Consider the following 19,871-nt stretch of genomic DNA (forward strand, 5'->3'; position numbering starts at 1 on the left):
CCCTTATGGCAACGAACACCGATACCGCAGAAAAGAGCGCCTCACGACGGCGCGCGGCCGATCCCGCGCGCCGTCGGGAGTCCCAGCCGTCCCCGGAACGGACCAAGCGGCAGAAACGCACGGCGCCGCCGTCGTCCCGTCTCCATCCGCGGTCGCTGACGCGGGAAGCCTGGCAGCTGGCACGGGCCGCAGGATCTCCTGTGGCCGGGCGCGTCCTTGCTGTACTTCGCAGGTACTGCGGGCCCGTGGCGGGAGTGGTCAGTCCGCTCGGGTGGATCATTGCCGCAACCGTCGCCGCGCTCTGGGTGCTCGGCTCTGTGTTCGACTGGCGGGAAGCCCTCATCGGCGCCCTGCTGGGCACGGTCCTGTTCCTCCTGGCCATCGGCTTCATCCTCGGACGCTCCTCCTACGCCGTCGACCTGGACCTGACGCGCACGCGCGTGGCAGTGGGGGACCGCGCCGTCGGAAGCGTCGCCGTTTCCAATACCTCAGCCAAGGCGCTGCTTCCGGCCTCGCTTGAACTGCCGGTAGGTGCGGCGACGGCGATCTTTGACCTGCCGCGGCTCAAGCCGAACCAGCTGCATGAGGACCTATTCACCATTCCCACGCAGCGGCGCGCCGTCATCGTTGTTGGGCCGGTCCGCTCCGTTCGCGCTGATCCGCTGAGCCTGCTGCGCCGCCAGGTCTTCTGGACCGAACCCACCGACCTGTACGTGCACCCGCGGACGGTGGCGCTGGTCGGCTCGGCCGCCGGTTTCATCAAGGATCTGGAGGGGCTGCCCACCAAGGACCTCTCCAGCGCGGACGTCTCCTTCCACGCGCTGCGCGATTACGTACCCGGCGATGACCGCCGCCACATCCACTGGAAGACGACGGCACGGACCGGCCAGCTCATGGTCCGCCAGTTCGAGGAGACCCGCCGCTCCCACCTCGCAGTCGCCCTCTCAACCAACACCTCCGAATACGCGTCCGACGCCGAGTTCGAGCTCGGAGTATCTGTCGCCGGCTCCATCGGACTCCAGGCCATCCGCGAGCAGCGGAACCTGAGCGTGCTCACCCAGGACGGCCCAGTGCGCTCCGAAACCGGCCGCAACCTGCTCGATGACATGACTCGGATCGAGGGCCGCAACAGGCGCCTCACCGCAGTGGATCTGGCGAGGACGACGGCGGATTCGGTGCCGAATGCCTCCGTCGTGTTCTTTGTGGTGGGCCCGCACGTCACCCCGTCCCAGCTCCGCTCGGCAGCAGCCTCGGTTCCGCCCGGCATCCGGTGCATCGCCATCCGCTGCGTGAGTGATCAGGATCCGGGAAGGGCGACCATCGGGGATCTCACCGTGCTCACGCTCGGCACGCTGTCCGACCTCGCCCTCATCCTCCGAAAGGCAGCAGCATGAGCCGCCGCGCAGGACGCGCTACCCGCGCGTTGCCGGGACAGTTGCAGACCGGCATCGATATCGGAGCTTTGGTCCTCCTGCTCGGTCTGGGCGTCCTCGGATTCGGCCCCACCTTCGGCGGGGACCTGCGCTACCTCGCCGCGGGATTCGGCGGGCTCGCGATCGGTCTTCTCACGGCCTGGCTGAGCGTCCGCCAACGCTGGGGCTTCTGGCCGATCGCCGGGGTTCTGCTGGGCGCCTACCTCGTGCTGGGACACGCGCTGGCCGCGCCGGTCGAATCCTTCCTCGGGTTCCTGCCCACGCTCGAATCCTTGCGGGTCCTGATCGTCGGCGTCGTCTTCTCCTGGAAGGATCTCCTGACGGTCGCGGACCCCGTGGGAATCAGCCGCGGCATGCTCGTGGTGCCCTTCCTCTCAGCCCTCCTGCTCGCGGCAGTCGCCGGGCTGCTCGCCTGGCGCGTGCGCACGCCGTACTGGGTGCTTCTGCCGGTCCTCGGACTCTTTATGGTCAGCATTGCCTTTGGCACCAACCGGGCAGCGCTGCCCGAACTCCGGGGGATCCTGCTGATCGTTGCAGCGACCGCCTGGCTGGCCTACCGCCGGGATATTGCACGCACTGACCAGACAGGGGCGCTGACGGCGAATGCACCCGCGCAGCAGCCGGATTCCACCGCCGTCGGAGGATCGGGAGCAAGAGCCGGAGGGATCTTCCTGTCCAACAGGGCACGCCGGCTGGGACTGGGCGCAGCGGTCCTCTCCGTCGGCACCATCCTCACCCTGGTGGTGAGCCCGGTACTGGCAGGGAACACGGACCGCGACGTCCTGCGCGACGTCGTTGAGCCTCCCGTTGACCTGTTCGATTACCCGAGCCCGCTGACCAGTTTCCGCAAGTACGTGAAGGACCAGGCTGAGGAAACCCTCCTGACCGTCGACGGGCTGCCGGAGGGCCAGCGGATCCGGCTCGCCGCGATGGATGCCTACGACGGCGTGGTGTACAACGTGAATCCGCAGGCTGCCGGCAACTTCGCCCGGGTAGGGGATGCGCAGCAGCTCGGCAACGCGGACATCGCGGAGGATGAGGGCACTGTCGCCACGCTCGACATCAGCATCGAGGCGTACAACGGGGTATGGCTGCCTTCGGGCGGCGAACTGCTCGGCGTGGATCTGAACGGGCCACGGTCGCAGGACCTGAACCGGTCGCTGTACTACAACAATGACGCGTTGACCGCACTGTCCACCATCGGGGTGCAGTCGGGCGACACCTACAGCATCAACGTGGTCTTCCCGGAGATTCCGGCTGATGAGGTGCTCACGCAGTATGACTTCGCGGACCTCAGCCTCCCGCGCGTCCAGAACGAGCCGCCCATCATCGCCTCCCGGGCCAGTGAGTACGTGGGCGAGGTGTCGGACCCGATCGAGCGGGTGCGCCGCCTTGAGCAGGTCCTGAGTTCGCAGGGGTTCTTCAGCAACGGCAAGGACGGCGAAGCTCCCTCACTGCCGGGCCACGGCGCCGCACGCATGTTGGGCCTCCTGGACGCCGAGCAGATGGTCGGCGACGACGAGCAGTACGCCGTTTCCATGGCCCTGATGGCGCGCAAACTCAACATCCCCGCCCGCGTAGTGATGGGCCTCTACCCGGACTGGGACGAGGTCGAGGACCCGTCAGCGCCGATCGCGCTCACGGGTGAAGACGTGCACGCCTGGGTGGAGATCGCGTTCGACAATGCCGGCTGGGTGCCGTTCGACCCCACGCCTCCTGAGGACAACGAACCGGTGCCGCCGCAGCAGCAGCCCAAGTCCTCGCCGAAGCCGCAGGTCCTGCAGCCTCCGCCGCCGCCGCAGGAGCCGGCTGAACTGCCGCCGGACTCTGCTCCCGAGCCCCAGGACGCCGAAGACCGTACCAAGGACTTCTGGGACGACTGGGGTCAGCTGATCCGCGCCATAGCGCTCGCCCTGATTCCGTTGGGTGTGCTGCTGCTGCCGCTGCTGCTCATCGTTCTGCTGAAGGTACGACGGCGGAAGCGGCGTGCAAACGTCGGCGCGCCTTCCCAGCGGGTCGGCGGAGGCTGGAGCGAGGTGTTGAGCCTTGCGACGGACCTCGGAGCGGAGACCAACACCAGGGCAACCCGGCGCGAGAGCGCGCACGAGCTCGGACAGGCCTTTCCTGCCAGTTCAGGATCCACCACTGTCCTTGCGGAGCGAGCCGACGCCAACATCTTCGCGTACGGTGAACCGACCGAACGCGAGGTCGAGGAGTACTGGAGCGCCGTCGAGTCATCACTGCAGGACATGCGGGGCTCAGTCGGCTGGTTCCGGCGGCAGCGTGCCCGCTTCTCGCCGCGGTCCCTTATCCGGGAGGCGCGCTCGAGGATGGGTCCGCGCAGTGCTGCCCGGGGAACACGCCGCGGTTCGGTGCGAAGGCGGGACTCGTGAATGCGGAGGGGGCCCAGTGCCCGCGCTGTTCATCACGCGTGGCCGCCGGCACCGCGTATTGCGTGCGCTGCGGCGCTTCCATTCCCAATCGTGCCCCGCATGTCCGTACAGTGGACCCACCGGGCAGTGCATTGACGCATTCTGATGCCCGGATGAACGGTGAGGGAGGAACGCAGGGCACCATGGCTCAGCTCAACCTTGAGAACGGTTCGGCAGGCAAGCGGCTCGGAGCAAAACTGGTTGACGGCATTCCGCCTGCGCTGATCACCGGACTGGCCGCCGTCGTTGGTATGCCCCTGATCGGCTACGAGCAGGTGTCGGCGAGCTCCGCCGTCGTCGATTTGAGCATGTTCTTCGTTGTGACGGGCGCCGGTAGTCTGCTGGCGCTCGGCTACTGGATCTTCCTCTGGGGCTGGGAAGCGAAAACCGGCAAGACCCCAGGCAACCTGATGTTCGGCCTGCGGACCACCAATGAAGAGGGCTTCGCGCCCGGGTGGCTGGCTGTCTTTCTGCGCAACCTCATCATCGGGCTCTCGGGGATCATTCCGGTGGTCGGCTTCGTGATCGTCATGATCTCCAACCTGTTCGACTCCCACGGGAAGCGTCAGGGCTGGTATGACAAAGCAGCGCGGACGTTCGTTTTCGATGTCCGGCGCGGGCGCAATCCGCTGCCTACCGGAGGAATTCACGGGCCGTCGTCGTTCGCTCCGCAGCCACCGCCGCCTGCGGTGAAGCCCATCCAGTCGCCGGTTGTTTCCCGGCCTGAACTGGTGGCGCGCACTGTGGAACCGGTAGTCAACCAGTCAGAGAGGGTTCCGACGGGCAGGACTGCCCCGCTTCCCGACTTCGGTACTTTGCACCCCGATGAGGAATCCGGAGAGACGGTCATGTCCCGGAATTCTGCGCCGGTGAAGACGTATGCCGATCCGTCGGGGAGCGCACCGGTGCGGATCCTGCTCGACGACGGGCGCGACCTGGTGCTGCAGTCACTGGCGCTGATCGGCCGCAATCCGGCAGCGAAGGACAACCAGCCTGCACAGCTGATTCCTGTGCAGGACGAGGGGCGCTCCGTGTCCAAGACCCACCTTCAGCTGCGCGTCGAGGCGGGCAGGCTCTGGGTGACCGACCGGAATTCAACCAACGGCAGTGCTGTAGCGGGTGCGGACGGTGAGCGCACGCCGCTGCCGGGAGGGCAGCCCTATTGGGTACCGCCCGGTTCCACCGTGCACTTCGGCGACCGCAGCTTCAGGGTGGAACAGGCATGAACAATTCCGAACAGATGAAGGACTCGAACATCGAACTCACCGTCGGGTACGCGACCGACCGCGGCCTCAAGCGCCAATTGAATGAAGACTCCCTGATCGCGTCGGAGCCGATCTTCGCGGTGGCGGACGGCATGGGCGGGCACGAGGCCGGGGAGGTCGCTTCAGGAATCTGCGTGCGGACCCTGGCGGAAAGCAGCATCATCGGCGAGCATGCTCCGCACTTCTCAGCGGCGGATCTCGAGGAACTGCTGCACACTGCGGATGAGCACATCCGTTCGGAGACGGGAGGCCGGGCAGGCACGACGCTGTCCGGCGTCGTCCTCGTCGAAGAGTCGGGGATGCCCTACTGGCTCTTCTTCAATGTGGGCGATTCACGGACCTATCGGTTGAGTCAGGGCCGGTTCGGGCAGATCTCCGTAGACCATTCCGAGGTGCAGGAGCTGGTGGACCGCGGCCACATCACCCAGGAGCAGGCTGTTGGCCACCCCCGACGGCATGTCATCACCCGGGCGTTGGGGACCGGTGACGATTCCGAGGCCGACTACTGGCTCATGCCCGTGGAAGTGGACGACAGGATCCTCATCTGTTCGGACGGACTGAGCACAGAGGTCTCCGATGACCGCATCTACACACTCCTCAGTTCCACGGCTGATCCACAGCAGACTGCTGACGCGTTGGTGCAGGAAACCCTGCGCAACGGTGCCCGCGACAACGTGACCGTTGTGGTGGTCGATGCCCGTGGGGTCGACGGCGATGCCGACCTCCACGTCACCGCGCCACGGACGATCGGGGCGGACACTGCTGCAGCTGCCGCGGAGGTTTCCGCTGCCGAGGCTCCCGCCGCCGAGGTTCCCTCAGCCGAGGCCGAGCGTCCGTGAGCGGAGTTCGTTACCTTCCGGGGGAGGGCTGGCTGAGTGTGGTGCGTTCCGGCGTCGTCGTGCTCGTGCCTGCCACGACCGCGTCCGACCTGACCGACCGGCTCTGGAACCAGCTGGGGACAAACCCCAACCTGCAGGCCGTGCTGCCGATCGTTGCCGGCGGATTTGGTCTGGGGATTGAATCCATGCCTCCGTTCGGCGTGGTGTCCTACACGGACCGGCTGCACGTATTGCTTCGAGGCGACGTCCACCTGAGCGTGGACACCGGCGACAGCGGTGCGCCGGTTGAGCTGTCCGGGCAGCAGGTCACCACATGGATGGAGCGGATCGTCGACGGCGGTGGAAGCGGATTCACGCTGAGCGGCGGTGCAGTTGGCGCTGTCGGTTCTGCGGATGCAGGCTTCGCTGGCGCAGGTAAAAACGCTGTGACCCTGCCGCTCGAGGCGGGGATTGTCCGCGCGTCGGTTGTGAGCGTGGGATCGTTCGGGTCCGCCGAATCACCGGGAATTACGGAACGCGACGGTCTCGAAGTGGCTGATCCCGAACGCGCCGATCTCGAAGTGGCTGATCCCGAACGCGACGGTCTCGAAGTGGCTGATCCCGAACGCGCCGTGACCGGGGCTGCTGAGGCCGAGGAACTCGCCACCATCAGCCCGAGCCTGTACCTGACCTCCACCGACAGTGTCGATGAGGACGGTCAGCGTGCGGGGGACGGTGCTGACAGCGTCGGTGAGGACCAGAACCAGCAGGCCGAGCCGGACCCCGAGCTCCAGACCACCGGCTATGACCACCTGTGGGACCAGACCGTCATGAGGCGTGTGGAGGACGCCGCGGTGCGTCCGCCCGAAGAGGATGACCCGTCGGACGGGGTCGACGCCCAGGAGCGGGCTGTTCAGGAGCGGGCTGCTCAGACCCCGGAACAACCGGAGCCGGGGCGGGCTGCGCAGTCGGAGCCTGAGCCGGGGCGGTCACAGCAGTCGGAGCCTGAGACATCGACTCCGCCAACCGAAGCGGCGCCGATACCGCTGACTGCCCCCGGCCAGCTGATCGACTCCGTACCCTGGGCACGGAAGAGTGCCGGGACCGGTGAGCAGGAAGCAGGCCCAGCAGACGCGCCGCTGGCATCCGCCCCACCCAGCCCCAACACCTCAGCACCGGGTGAGACTCGCGATTTCCCCGAGTCAGCAGACCACGACGGCCAGACGATCATGCGCAGCGACCTGCAGAGCACGCCCCAGCAGCCCGTCCAGCCGGCAGCTGAGCCGCGCCCCGGGACCGGACCGCTGGTGCTGGCGCGGCTGTGCGGGCAGGGCCACGCGAACCCGCCCGAAGCATCGGACTGCGGAGTCTGTTCCCAATCACTGGACGGCGAACCGCGGGAGGTCCGGCGACCCAGCCTCGGTACCATGCGGATCTCATCGGGTGAAGTGGTGGAGCTTGACCAGTCGCTGATCATCGGCCGGCAGCCTTCCGTCTCACGGGTTCAGGGCCGCGGCATGCCCAAACTGGTGCAGGTCACCAGTGCCGGCGGAGATATCTCGCGCTCACATGTAGAGGTGCGGCTTGACGGCTGGCATGTCCTGCTCTGCGACCTCAAGGCCACCAACGGCACGGTGCTGATCCGCTCAGGCCAGCCGCCGCGCCGCCTGGGCGAGTCAGAGACCGCGTTCCTCCTTGACGGCGATGTGGCCCAGCTCGGTGACGACATCTTCCTGCGCTTCGAGGGCCTGCGATGAATTCACGGCGCGCCGCCGCACCACCACCGCATATCCCGGGCTACCGCTACGTCAGCCTGCTCGGATCGGGCGGTTTCTCCGACGTCTACCTGTACGAGCAGGACCGTCCGCGCCGCCGCGTGGCCGTCAAGGTCCTGGTGTCCGGGCTGCTGACCGAGGGCGCCCGCAAGGCGTTCGAGTCCGAGGCCAACCTCATGGCCCAGCTCTCCACACATCCGTACATCGTCACGATCTACGAAGCGAACATCACCGATGACGGCCACTCCTACCTTGCAATGGAGTACTGCTCGCGCCCGAGCCTGGACGTTCGGTATCGGAAGGCACGGCTGTCGCTAGCCGAAACATTGACGATCGGCATCCAGGTCGCTTCTGCGGTCGAGTCTGCCCACCGCGCCGGCATCGTGCACCGCGACATCAAACCGGCAAACATCCTCGTCACCGAATACAACCGGCCGGCGCTCACGGACTTCGGCATTTCCGGCACCACGGACGGCGGAATCGATGAGGACCTAGGCATGTCCATCCCCTGGTCGCCGCCGGAAGCATTTGCGGGCGGCGTCGTGGACGGCGTCCGGATGGACGTATGGTCCCTCGGAGCCACCCTCTACACCCTCCTCGCGGGTCGATCGCCCTTCGTTTTCCCGGGTCTGGACAACGCCCAGAGCCAGTTGATGGACCGCATCGGGTCAATGCCGCTTGCCTCGATCGGCAGGGAGGACGTGCCGCAGTCGCTGGAGCTTGCCCTGGCAACAGCGATGGCGAAGAATCCGGCTGCCCGTTACAGCTCTGCACACTCATTTGCGCTCTCGCTGCAGCGGATCCAGACGGAGCTGGGTATCTCGGTCACCCCGTTCGAAGTTCTCGATGACACCGAACAGGTGTACCAGAACGACGACGGCGCCGAAGCCACTCGCGTGCGCAAGGTCGTCTCCATCGACCCGGAGTCTTCCACCTATTCACCCACCTTCCCGACGGCGGCACCCACCGCTCCTGCCCGCCCTCCGCACGGTTCCGTGCCCACCTACTCCGCGCCGTCGTCGTCCATGCCTTCCAGGGCGGACGAGCAGGATGCTGCCGACAGCGACGCAACCGAGGACCACGCGTGGCGGGACCGCACCGTCCTCCGTGGCGGGGAGCCGCACGGCGATTCCGTCCGGCTGGACACGACGCTCAGCAGGCCAGCGGCTACCGGGCTGGAAGCCGGTCCAGCCGACGTCGTACCTGACCGCCGCAGGCGCAGCCCACTGGTGGGCATCCTGCTCGGGCTGGTGGTGCTTGCCGGCGTCGTAATCGGAGGGTTCGCCGTCGTGAACGGGCAACCGGAAGACCAACCGACCGTGGCACCGCCCACCCAGCCAGCGCCCGACGCGCTGGCCGGTGTTGAGGGAGTCGTTCCGGCGCCCACGGAGATCACCGCAGGGGAGTCCGGCAACGATGTCGTCTTCACCTGGACCAATCCCGATCCGCAGGAAGGTGACGTGTACCGCTTTCGGACGGTGACCGTCACCGACGAGGGCGACTGGGACCGAACCGTGCAGACCGAAGCGCCCGTCGTGGCCAATCCGGACGGACCCACCTGCGCTGATATACAGATAGTGCGGGCAAACGGAACTGCTTCCGAGCCCGAACGCGCCTGCTGGCCTGAATGAGTTGAAGGGAATACCCGTGGGGGAACTGGCAATAGATTATTGCGGCGAGTGGCATGAGCCGAAGGACGGAGAGCCGTTCAACATCGGTCGCGAAGGCGATCTTGAGGTGGACGACAACCCGTACCTTCACCGCAAGTTCCTCCAGATTGCCCACCAGAACGGGATCTGGTGGCTCAATAACGTCGGCACCATGCTCTCGGCCACCGTCGCGGATACCACGGGCGGGATGCAGGCCTGGGTTGCGCCGGGTGCCAGGATTCCGCTGGTTTTCGGGCAGACCCGCGTGGTGTTCACAGCAGGCCCCACCACCTACGAGTTCGACGTGCACCTCAAGACCCCGGCCTTCCGCCAGGAGCGCCAGGTCGACGACGGCTCCGGAACGACGACGATCGGACCCGTGCGCTTCACCGATTCACAGCGGGCGCTGATCGTCGCGCTTGCTGAACCCATGCTGCGCCGTGAAGGCACCGGATTCAGTTCCATTCCTTCCTCCGCGGCGGCTGCGCAACGCCTGGGTTGGGCGCTGACCAAGTTCAACCGCAAGCTGGACAACGTGTGCGACAAGCTGGACCGGGTGGGTGTCGTGGGCCTGCGCGGCGGGGGTGGGAAGCTCGCCACCAACCGGCGTGCCCGGCTGGTGGAACATGCGGTGACCTCGCACCTGGTCACGCCCGAGGACCTCGACCTGCTCGAAACCATGAAGGGCAAGGCGGATGAGGACTGAGCTGTCCGCGCTGTTCCGTCCTGACGTCCACCTCAACCACCCGGAGTGTTCCTGACATGTTGCTGCGCCTCACCCTGCGGCGAGATCCCGACCCCGCGAAGGATCTCGCTGTCACCGTGGACGGGCTCGCTACCGTCAGCGATGTTGCCCGCGAGCTGTATGTGGCTGATCCGGCGCGCGCGGGGGCTGAACCTCCCGGTGAGTTGTCCCTGACAGTCGAGGAGTCCTACGTTGCCGGCGGCATGCGCGGCAGGACGCTCAATCCCGACGTCAGCCTCTTCGAGTCGGGTCTGCGGCCGGGGTCCGCCGTGACCATCAGCCGGGTCAGCGACCAGTTCAACGTGCCCGGCCAGGACCGGGGGCCGGCCGTCGCCACGCTCCGGGTTCTGTCAGGGCCCGACGCCGGCAAGGAATTTTCGCTGCCGGCCGGCGCCAGCTACCTGGGCCGGGACCGCAACTGCGATATCCGTTTTTCCGATCCGATGATGTCCAAACGTCATGCGCGGATCAACGTCGCGGACGGAATTGAGATCATCGATACAAACTCTGCCAACGGCCTCCTCATGGGCGGCACGAGGGTGGAACGGACAACCCTGACCAGCGCGGATGAGATCACGCTGGGCGACACCACCCTCGCCGTGGTGCCGCTGACCCGCGCCTACTCCTCGGACCCCACCAGCCCTGTGGTCGAATTCAACCGCTCGCCGCGGGTGGTCCCGGCATTTATCGAGAAGCCCAAGCAGATTCCAGCGGGCCCCCGCAGGCCGAACCCCATGCGCTTTCCGTACCTGCTGCTCATCGCGCCGATCCTGCTGGGCGCCATCATGTTCTCCATTACGCGCAGCCCGTTCAGCCTGATTTTCATCCTCATGATGCCGATGATCCTGGTGGGCAGCTACCTGGACCAGCGGATCAACGCCAAGCGGACCTTCCGGGAGGCTGTGGCACAATTCCGCGACTCGATGGCGTTCTTCCGAAGCGACATCGAACGGACGCGGAAGGTGGAGCGGGCCGTCCGGCACGCCGAGGCGCCCTCGGTAGCGGACACGGTCGACGCCGTGTACAAGCTGGGACCGCTGCTGTGGACGCACCGCCCGGAGCATGACTTCTTCCTGAGCCTGCGGTTCGGAACCGGGCGTGCACCGTCGCGGATCGAGCTGGCCGAACCTGCCGGTTCCGACACACTGCCCGAGTTCTCGGAGGAAATCCGCGACGCCGCCGAGGAGTACGCCTACATCGACGACGTCCCCATCGTCGCGAGCCTTCGGCTGTCCGGCGCACTCGGTGTGGCTGGAGCACGCGGGGTTGTGGACGACGTCGCGCGCGGACTGGTCATCCAGGCCATCGGGCTACATTCGCCGGCCGAACTGACCGTGGTGGCGCTGACCTCGGTGCAGTCGAAGGAACGGTGGGGCTGGCTGCAGTGGCTTCCGCACACCGGCTCGGTCCACAGTCCTTTGACCGGTGACCATCTGGCGGCCGGACCGGCCGCGGCGGGACTGCTGCTGTCCCGGCTGGAGGATCTGGTGTCGGTCCGCGCTGCCGAACGCTCGGGTATTGCCCTTCGCGGGCGCCTGGACCCCACGAAGGAAGTGGAACAGCCCGTGCCGGTCACGCCATCGGTCCTCGTGGTCGTGGAGGATGATGTCACGGTTGACCGAGCCCGCCTGACCCGCGTAGCCGAGGCCGGCGCTGACGTCGGCGTCCATGTCCTGTGGGTCGCCGGGACGGTCGCGGCGCTGCCCGCGGCCTGCCGCGACTTCCTCTTTGTCGACGGCGACGCAGCGAATGTCAGCGGCCAGGTGCGGTTGGGTGAATTGTCGACGCCGGTCAGCTGCGAGAGCGTCGACCTTGAGCTGGCAGGGCAGCTGGCGCGGATGCTGACTCCCGTCGTCGACGTCGGCAAGCCTGTGGAGGATGACTCGGACCTGCCGCGCGCCGTCTCCTACGTGACCCTGGCGGGCCATGAACTGGTGGAGGCGACGACGGCGGTCGCCGACCGCTGGACGGAGAACAACTCGGTGGCATCCCGTGCGGTGCCGAACCGGAAGCATCAGGGGTCGCTTCGTGCGCTGGTGGGTTCCAAGGGCGTTGAGCCGATGTACCTGGACCTCAAGGCCGAGGGCCCCCACGCCCTGGTTGGTGGCACCACCGGCGCCGGAAAATCCGAGTTCCTGCAGTCCTGGGTGCTCGGCATGGCTGCTGCTTACAGCCCTGACCGGCTCACGTTCCTGTTCGTCGACTACAAGGGTGGAGCGGCGTTTGCCGACTGCGTGAAGCTGCCGCATACGGTGGGGCTGGTCACTGACCTGTCGCCGCACCTGGTGCGGCGCGCGCTGACCTCGCTGCGGGCCGAGCTGCACTACCGGGAGCACCTGTTCAACCGCAAGAAGGCCAAGGACCTCCTGGCTATGGAGCGGGACGCGGACCCGGAGACGCCTCCCTCCCTCGTCATCGTTGTGGACGAGTTCGCGGCGCTCGCCCGGGAAGTGCCGGAGTTCGTGGACGGGGTGGTGGACATCGCGGCGCGCGGCCGGTCACTCGGCCTGCACCTGATCCTGGCAACGCAGCGGCCGTCGGGGGTCATCAAGGACAACCTCCGGGCCAATACCAACCTTCGGATAGCGCTGCGGATGGCCGACACGGATGATTCGCAGGACATCCTCGGGACGCCGATGGCTGCGTACTTCAGCCCCACCATTCCGGGACGAGGGGCTGCCAAAACCGGGCCGGGTCGCATCCAGAGCTTTCAGACCGGCTATGCGGGAGGCTGGACCACGCGTGCGCCGGCGCGTCCGCGCATCGATGTGGTGGAGATGAATTTCGGCTCAGGCACGCGGTGGGAATCCGCAGCCGATGAGGTTGTCTCCGAGCCGGGCGGACCTAATGACATCGCGCGGATCGTGGGCAACGTTTCCCAGGCGGCGCTGGAGCTTGGTATCAAACCGCCGCGCAAGCCCTGGCTGGCCGAACTGGCCGACGCCTACGACTTCTCCAAGCTGCCCAACCCGCGTACGGATGAATCGCTGCTGCTTGGTGTCACTGATGATCCTGAGCACCAGGAGCAGCCCACCGTGTTCTACCAGCCGGACGTCGACGGGAACCTGGCAATCCTTGGTTCCGGTGGGTCCGGCAAGTCCACGGCCCTGCGGACGCTTGCCATCGGGTGTGCCGTGACGGTGCGCGGCGGTCCGGTGCAGGTGTACGGCATCGACTGCGCCTCCAACGGGCTGCAGATGCTCGGTCAGTTGCCGCACGTGGGCGCGATTCTTGACGGGGATGATTCCGAACGGATCGGCAGGCTGCTCCGGTACCTGCGGGGCATCATCACCGAGCGCGCTGACCGGTTCGCCGACGTTCGGGCCGGGAGTATCTCCGAGTACCGGAGGCTCGCGGGTCGGCCTGACGAACCGAGAATCCTGCTCCTGGTCGACGGCATCACAACCTTCCGGGAGACCTACGAGTTCAAGGGGCGGGAGCGACACTTCGAACTGTTCCAGCAGATCGCGACCGATGGCCGTCCCATGGGTGTGCACATTGTCGTGACCGGTGAACGCACAAACTCCCTGCCGCCGTCGTTGGCTTCCTCCATCAGCCGCCGGATCGTCCTGCGGATGGCAGCCAAGGACGACTACTCGACTCTCGGGGTGCCGCGCGACGTACTTTCGAGCTCGTCACCGCCCGGGCGCGGACTGCTGGACGGGCTGGAAGTGCAGCTCGCCGTCTTCGGCGGCAACGCCAACCTGGAACTGCAGGCCCGCGAGGTCGAGCGCATGCGTGACGCCATGCTGCGCCAGGGCGTTCCGCAGGCGCCAGGCGTGCTCAGCCTGCCCGAGTCAATTGACCTGGACGTGCTGCCGGCGGCGCAGGCGGGAACGGCGGTGATCGGCGTCGACGACTTCAACCTTGAGCCCGCAGCCGTCGCTGCAACAGGGGCCTTCATGGTGTCCGGACCGCCCGGGTCCGGGCGGACCGTTGCGCTGGTGACGCTGGCGGCGGCGCTGCAGAAGTCGTCGCCGAATGTCAGGAGGATCTACCTCGGTGCGCGGCGATCGACGGTGGCGTCGCTTGGTCTGTGGGACGAGGCGTATGTAACGGCAGCACTGGTGCAGCCGGAGCTATCGCGGCTCGCAACGTTGGCGGACGGTGCCGAGGGGTCGGTGGCGTTCTTCATCGAGGGACTGACGGAGTTCAGCGATTCGCTGGCGGAACTCGAGCTGTCGTCGCTGGTGAAGGCTGCAGTGAAAGCCGGGCAGTGGGTGGTCGGGGAGGCAGAGACCTCGACCTGGTCCAGCGCCTGGAACCTGTCCGGTCCGTTCAAGTCGGGGAGGCGGGGGCTTCTGCTCAACCCGAACGAGCTCGACGGCGACACACTCCTGAACACGTCGCTCGGACGGACGGCCGGAAACCGCTTCATACCGGGCCGCGGATACGTCATCGGCCGCGGAAAGGCCTACAAGCTACAGGTCGCTACAACCATGGGCGGCCTGGACTGACGCGCCGATCCGGCCCGTGCGTGGGGAGTACTGTGTGGGCAGTGCTGGGTGGGGAGTGCTGCTTGGGGAGCGGTCCCCATCGACACCAGCGAGCGGGCTTGGATAAGTTGTAGTTGGTCGCTCAGATGGGGAGCCCGCGAGGGATGTCCCGGCTTGGGCAGGCGGTTCCGGAAATGCCGGACCGCCACAGACGAAAGGTGGGGACAATGAGCAACGTTACGCACGGTAACAATCCGGAGCAGATGGGACAGCTGGCACAGCTGCTTACCCAGAAGTCCGAAGAACTGAACCAGACCGCCAACCAGCTGACGCAGCAGCTTGGCAACACAGCCTGGGTTGGCCCGGACTCCGAGCGGTTCCGCGGGGAGTGGGAAACCCACCGCGCGCAGCTGACCCAGATTGCAGCCCAGCTGCAGGAAGTCAGCGCAACCGTACAGCGCAACCGCCAGGATCAGGAAGCAACCTCGAACGCGTAGGTTCTTCCACGAACGGCTGAACGGCCCGCGGCTTCGGCGGCGGGCCGTTTGCGTTAACCCCATCCGGAAGTTTTTGTCGCCTAGTTGCTGTCTGGGCCGCTCGAAGGCAGCAACTAGGCGACAAAAACTTCAACGCGGGCAAGTGTCGGAGGTCTGGGGCAAGATAGGAACCGTGGCCACAGTGAACCAACACGCCGATGGGCAGTCCGAAGCACGTTCCGACGTCGAGCTGCCCGCCGATGAAGTGCCGGCTGACTCCCTGAAGGAGGAATACGGCGCGCTTGTCGAGGAGGTTCGGCGGCACCGCTTCGCCTACTACAACGAGAATGCGCCGCTCGTCTCGGATGCGGAGTTCGATGAACTGTTTCGCCGGTTGGAGCAGATCGAGGCAGAGCACCCGGAGCTGATTTCCAACGATTCCCCTACGCAGGAAGTCGGCGGGGATGTGTCGGCCGCCTTCTCGCCGGTGCAGCATCTGCAACGGATGTACAGCCTGGAAGACGTGTTTTCCACGGATGAGCTCGAGGCGTGGGTCCGGCGTGCCGAGGCCAGCATCGAGTCGCAGCGCCCGGGAAGCGGCGTGTCGTGGCTGACCGAGCTGAAGATCGACGGCCTCGCGGTCAATCTCCTGTACCGCAACGGCGAACTGGTCCGGGCAGCAACCCGTGGTGACGGAGCGACCGGTGAGGACATCACGCACAATGTCCTCACCATCAAGACCATCCCGCGCAGGCTGAAGGGCTCCGGCCATCCGGTGGAGGTGGAAATCCGGGGGGAGGTGTTCTTTCCCTCGAAGGAATTCGCCCAGCTCAACGAGTCGATGGTTGAAGCGGGCAAGGCGCCCTTCGCCAATCCCCGCAATGCTGCGGCGGGCTCACTCCGGCAGAAGGACCCGGCGCTCACTGCGCAGCGGCCGCTGGATATGTATGTGCACGGTATCGGTGCGCGGGAGGGGCTGGATGCCGGAAGCCAGTCGGAGACCTACGGTCTGCTTGAGCAGTGGGGGCTGCCCGTTTCGCCGTACTTCAAGGTGTTTGGTTCCTACCAGGAGGTCTGCGACTTCATTCAGCACTATGGCGCGCACCGTCATGGCCTGCTCCACGAAATCGACGGCATCGTCGTCAAGGTGGACAGCTTCGCCCTGCAGCGGGCGCTCGGACACACCTCACGTGTGCCGCGGTGGGCTGTCGCGTACAAGTATCCGCCGGAGGAAGTGAATACCAAGCTCCTGGACATCCGTGTCAATGTGGGCCGCACGGGGCGTGTGACGCCTTACGGCATGATGGTCCCGGTGAAGGTTGCCGGCTCCACGGTGGAGATGGCCACACTGCACAATCAGGAGGTCGTCAAGGCCAAGGGAGTGCTGATCGGCGATATCGTGGTGCTCCGCAAGGCCGGTGACGTCATCCCAGAAATTGTCGGTCCGGTGGTGGCGCTGCGCCCGCAGCAGGACCCGCCGCCGCACGAGTTCGTGATGCCAACAGAATGTCCCTCCTGCGGGACGCCGTTGGCACCTGCGAAAGAGGGCGACGTCGACATCCGGTGTCCCAACGCGAAGTCGTGCCCGTCCCAACTGAGGGAGAGGGTATTCCACGTAGCCGGGAGGGGAGCCTTCGACATCGAAGCGCTGGGCTGGGAAGCGGCGATCGCACTCACCCAGCCGGCAGAACCTCAGGATCCGCCGTTGACCACCGAAGCAAACCTGTTCAGGCTGACCCCGGAGAAGCTCGCCGACGTGCGGATTCTTCGCGACAAGAAGGTCAAGGGCGTGGTCAGCGGCCAGGAACTGGTTCCGTACTTCTATACCCGCGGTACCGCCAAGAAGCCTTCGGAGCCGACGGCGAACACGCGGAAACTGTTCGCCGAACTTGAGAAAGCGAAGTCGCAGCCTTTGTGGCGGGTATTGGTCGCGTTGTCCGTCCGCCATGTCGGACCCACGGCGTCGCGGGCGCTGGCCACGGCCTTCGGTTCAATGGAGCGGATCCGCAGCGCCAGCGAGGAGGAATTGGCCAACGTCGACGGCGTGGGCCCAACCATCGCGGCGGCTCTGAAGGAGTGGTTCGCGGAGGACTGGCACTGCGAGATCGTCGACCGGTGGGCAGAAGACGGAGTTCGAATGGCAGACGAGGTTGATGCGTCCATGCCACGCACGCTGGAGGGGCTCACCGTCGTCGTCACCGGTTCTCTTGAGGGCTTCAGCCGTGACGAAGCGAAGGAAGCCATTATCCAGCGGGGCGGCAAGGCATCGGGTTCGGTGTCGAAGAACACCAGTTACGTGGTGGCGGGGGAGAACGCGGGAACCAAGCTCGACAAGGCTGAGCAGCTTGGATTGCCGGTGCTGGACGAAGACGGTTTCCGCAAGTTGCTAGAGGAAGGAAGCGTATGAACACGAGCGCCAGTCCGGCAGAACTGCTGCATGTTGCGTTACAGGCCGCCGAAGCGGGCGCGGCGGTGTTGCGCAAGCGCGGTGAGGGCGAGCTGCAGGCGGAGAACAAGAGTTCGGACAGCGATTGGGTGACGGCCTTCGATACGGCTGCCGAGCGGGCTGTCCGTGATGTGATCTGGCGGTCCCGTCCACACGATGCGATCACCGGCGAGGAGTACGGAACCACGGTGCCTGAAGGGACTCCTTCCGGCATCCGCTGGTCTATCGATCCACTCGACGGAACCACCAATTTCATCCGCAACATCGTCTATTACGGTACGTCCGTGGCAGCGGTGGACAACGACGGCGTCTGGCTGGCCGGCGTCGTTCATGCGCCCGCGCTGGACCGCGTCTATTGGGCTTCGCGGGGCCAGGGTGCGTGGGTGCGTGTTCGGGGTACCGTGCGGCAGCTGCACGGTCCCGCTGCAGGCAGGCCCGGCACGCTGGTCGGCAGCGGATTCACCTACAACCCGGGTCAGCGTTCGCAGCAATTGGGTGAACTGGGCGAGCTGCTGGCCGGGCACGGCGATCTGCGGCGAATCGGGTCGGCTGCGCTGGATCTGTGCATGGTGGCCGACGGCACGCTGGATGCCTATGTCGAGCGCGGGCTGAATGAGCACGACTGGGCAGCCGGTGCGCTGATCGCCGAGGAAGCGGGAGTACCTGTGCACCGGCCCGGCATCACTGCAGTGCTCGACGGCGGGCCGGATGAAGCCGAGCGCTTTTCAGCTTTCACGGTGGCTGGTCCGCAGTCAGTTATCGATGTAGCGCAACGTCTGGAGTCCCGCGCGTGACGGTCAGCTGGCAGAAGGTCTTTTCGACGTTAGCGTCGGAACGTCTGCGTGAGGCGTATGCGCGGGCTGTTCTTGGTGAGGACGTCGAGGCGGGGTCAAGGGAGTTCTCAAAGCTTGTCGAGTCGGAATTGTTGCTGAGCGATGGATCCGTCAATGACGCGATGTTCAAGGACGTACTGGGTGCTGCTGCGCATGCACGGCCGCAGGGTGTCGATCGCTTCTTCCGCGAAGGCAGGCTCGATGGATTGCCGGCAGGTCAGGCGGACCGGCTGGCGGTGCTGGAACACCTTGCTGACCGCTTATTTCCTGCTGGTCAGGAGCTGGATGAGCCTGTGGTGAATTTGTTGGTTGCGACTCTCACGCGGGACATCCCAACCCTTCGGAGGGCGTTTGTCGACTCCGGATTCCTGTTGCGCAATCCGGACGGTACACGGTACCGGCGGGTGTCGGGCGGCTAAATTAACCTGATCGTTGCATTCGCCCCGTGCTCGCGGTTCGTTGGTCTGCCACACTCAGATCATCGCTCGTCCAACGCAAGAGGAGGCGTTCATGGACATTAACATCAGGTCGGCGGACAGGAACGATTTCGGAGAGATCCGGCGGATTACTGTGGCTGCGTATTCGGATGCCGGATACATCGACGATGAGTACGCGTATAACCACATCCTGGCGGCAATCGAGGAGGGATACTCCGGGTCATCTTTACTGGTTGCGGAATCGGCCGGAAGGATTGTGGGATCGGTTTTTGTTACCAGGGCCGGCGGTGACTTCAGCGATGTTGCCCACGACGGTGAACTTGAGTTCCGGATGCTTGCTGTCGAGCCCGGCGAACAGCACAAGGGGATTGCGCACGGGCTGGTGGCAGCCGTGATCGAGCGGGCACGGATAGATCCCGATGTGTCGGCGGTTGTCCTGACAATCGCACCGAACATGGATGGACAGCACAAGCTTTACGAGTCAATGGACTTCGTCAGGGTGCCGGCCCGGAACTTCCTGCTATCCGACACTTTCGCGCTCCACGTCTACAAGCTCACTCTCTAGGAGCGGTCCGGTCTGCTTGGAGGGAGTCGGCTGGGAGTCTGCGTGTCCTACTGGGAGTCAGCGAGCGTGTCCTGCCGGGAGTCAGTCGGCGTGTTCCGGCGGCCAGGTGACAGCGAAGCGCTCGAAGACAATCTCGTCATTTTCTGACCATTGGCTGCCGCGAGCGGCGCTGACCCGTGTGAAGTAGCGACGGTGTTCGCGCTGCCAGCTTTCGAGGGTTCCGTCGTCTTCGCCTTCGTCGGCGGCGAATGCCGCGTCCGAACTGGCGAAGGGGCCGATACGAAGCTCTGTACTGCGGATGATGATGCGGGGCGCTCCGCCGCCGTCGCAGGCGATCCAGTGCGAACCGATGCGCGGTACCTCGTCACCGCGTGCCAGAAATTCAGCGACGAGTTCAGCGGTCGCCCGTTTCCTGCCGTCCATGACCAGGCTCAGGAGTTCATTGGCCAGCCGCTTCGAATCGCCGAAGTGTTCAACCGTGTACTCGGGAGAGGCGGCCACTGCTTCCGGACGTGCCTTGGCGTATGCGTTCCACATGAGGCGGGCTGCTGACAGGTCGGG

14 protein-coding genes are annotated in these 19,871 nt (G+C 65.8%); 13 read left to right on the forward strand and 1 reads right to left on the reverse strand.

From position 1 onward, the window contains the following. Window positions 1-5 precede the first annotated feature (5 nt). The 13 genes from JOD47_RS13850 (at window position 6) to JOD47_RS13910 (ending at window position 19,310) form a co-directional block, all read left to right on the forward strand. Window positions 6-1,394, forward strand: coding sequence for a DUF58 domain-containing protein (locus JOD47_RS13850; protein WP_204535076.1), 1,389 nt, complete (start codon window positions 6-8; stop codon window positions 1,392-1,394). Beyond that, the gene (locus JOD47_RS13855; protein ID WP_204535078.1) at window positions 1,391-3,826 is read left to right on the forward strand and encodes a transglutaminase TgpA family protein; all 2,436 of its coding nucleotides are present in this window, start codon (window positions 1,391-1,393) and stop codon (window positions 3,824-3,826) included. Before JOD47_RS13850 ends, JOD47_RS13855 begins: the two co-directional genes overlap by 4 nt. Window positions 3,827-4,008: 182 nt before the next feature. Continuing rightward, entirely contained in the window at window positions 4,009-5,091 is a 1,083-nt protein-coding gene (locus JOD47_RS13860; protein WP_204535080.1) for an RDD family protein, read from the forward strand. Further along, window positions 5,088-5,969 carry a PP2C family protein-serine/threonine phosphatase gene (locus JOD47_RS13865; RefSeq protein WP_204535082.1) on the forward strand — a complete coding sequence of 294 codons (882 nt, stop codon included), beginning with the start codon at window positions 5,088-5,090 and terminating at the stop codon, window positions 5,967-5,969. Before JOD47_RS13860 ends, JOD47_RS13865 begins: the two co-directional genes overlap by 4 nt. Beyond that, complete coding sequence (locus tag JOD47_RS13870; RefSeq protein WP_204535084.1) at window positions 5,966-7,705, forward strand: hypothetical protein; 1,740 nt, start codon at window positions 5,966-5,968, stop codon at window positions 7,703-7,705. Before JOD47_RS13865 ends, JOD47_RS13870 begins: the two co-directional genes overlap by 4 nt. Next, the gene (locus JOD47_RS13875) at window positions 7,702-9,354 is read left to right on the forward strand and encodes a serine/threonine-protein kinase (protein WP_204535086.1); all 1,653 of its coding nucleotides are present in this window, start codon (window positions 7,702-7,704) and stop codon (window positions 9,352-9,354) included. The genes JOD47_RS13870 and JOD47_RS13875 overlap by 4 nt, the downstream gene beginning before the upstream one ends. Before the next feature lie 16 nt (window positions 9,355-9,370). Continuing rightward, on the forward strand, window positions 9,371-10,078 hold the full coding sequence (locus JOD47_RS13880; RefSeq protein ID WP_056548635.1) for a flagellar basal body rod protein FlgC: 708 nt from the start codon (window positions 9,371-9,373) through the stop codon (window positions 10,076-10,078). Window positions 10,079-10,134: 56 nt separating this feature from the next. After that, the gene (locus tag JOD47_RS13885) at window positions 10,135-14,574 is read left to right on the forward strand and encodes a type VII secretion EssC family protein (RefSeq protein WP_204535088.1); all 4,440 of its coding nucleotides are present in this window, start codon (window positions 10,135-10,137) and stop codon (window positions 14,572-14,574) included. A 206-nt stretch (window positions 14,575-14,780) separates the two neighbouring features. Continuing rightward, on the forward strand, window positions 14,781-15,050 hold the full coding sequence (locus JOD47_RS13890; RefSeq protein WP_026544706.1) for a WXG100 family type VII secretion target: 270 nt from the start codon (window positions 14,781-14,783) through the stop codon (window positions 15,048-15,050). 229 nt (window positions 15,051-15,279) lie between these two features. Further along, window positions 15,280-17,436 (forward strand): NAD-dependent DNA ligase LigA, encoded by a 2,157-nt coding sequence (gene ligA / locus JOD47_RS13895; RefSeq protein WP_239548619.1) that lies wholly within the window; start codon window positions 15,280-15,282, stop codon window positions 17,434-17,436. Further along, window positions 17,433-18,269: an inositol monophosphatase family protein gene (locus JOD47_RS13900; protein ID WP_204535090.1), complete on the forward strand. Its 837-nt coding sequence runs from the start codon at window positions 17,433-17,435 to the stop codon at window positions 18,267-18,269. Before ligA ends, JOD47_RS13900 begins: the two co-directional genes overlap by 4 nt. Beyond that, window positions 18,266-18,727 (forward strand): DUF2087 domain-containing protein, encoded by a 462-nt coding sequence (locus JOD47_RS17815; protein WP_204535092.1) that lies wholly within the window; start codon window positions 18,266-18,268, stop codon window positions 18,725-18,727. The genes JOD47_RS13900 and JOD47_RS17815 overlap by 4 nt, the downstream gene beginning before the upstream one ends. Window positions 18,728-18,818: 91 nt before the next feature. After that, window positions 18,819-19,310, forward strand: a complete 492-nt coding sequence (locus tag JOD47_RS13910; protein ID WP_204535095.1) for a GNAT family N-acetyltransferase — start codon at window positions 18,819-18,821, stop codon at window positions 19,308-19,310. A gap of 81 nt (window positions 19,311-19,391) precedes the next feature. On the opposite strand, the gene JOD47_RS13915 is transcribed toward JOD47_RS13910, so the two are convergent. Continuing rightward, window positions 19,392-19,847, reverse strand: coding sequence for an ASCH domain-containing protein (locus JOD47_RS13915; RefSeq protein WP_204536748.1), 456 nt, complete (start codon window positions 19,845-19,847; stop codon window positions 19,392-19,394). Window positions 19,848-19,871: the final 24 nt, after the last annotated feature.

The sequence above is a fragment of the Arthrobacter tumbae genome (genome assembly GCF_016907495.1).
In the GTDB taxonomy this organism is placed as follows: Bacteria; Actinomycetota; Actinomycetes; order Actinomycetales; family Micrococcaceae; genus Arthrobacter_D; species Arthrobacter_D tumbae.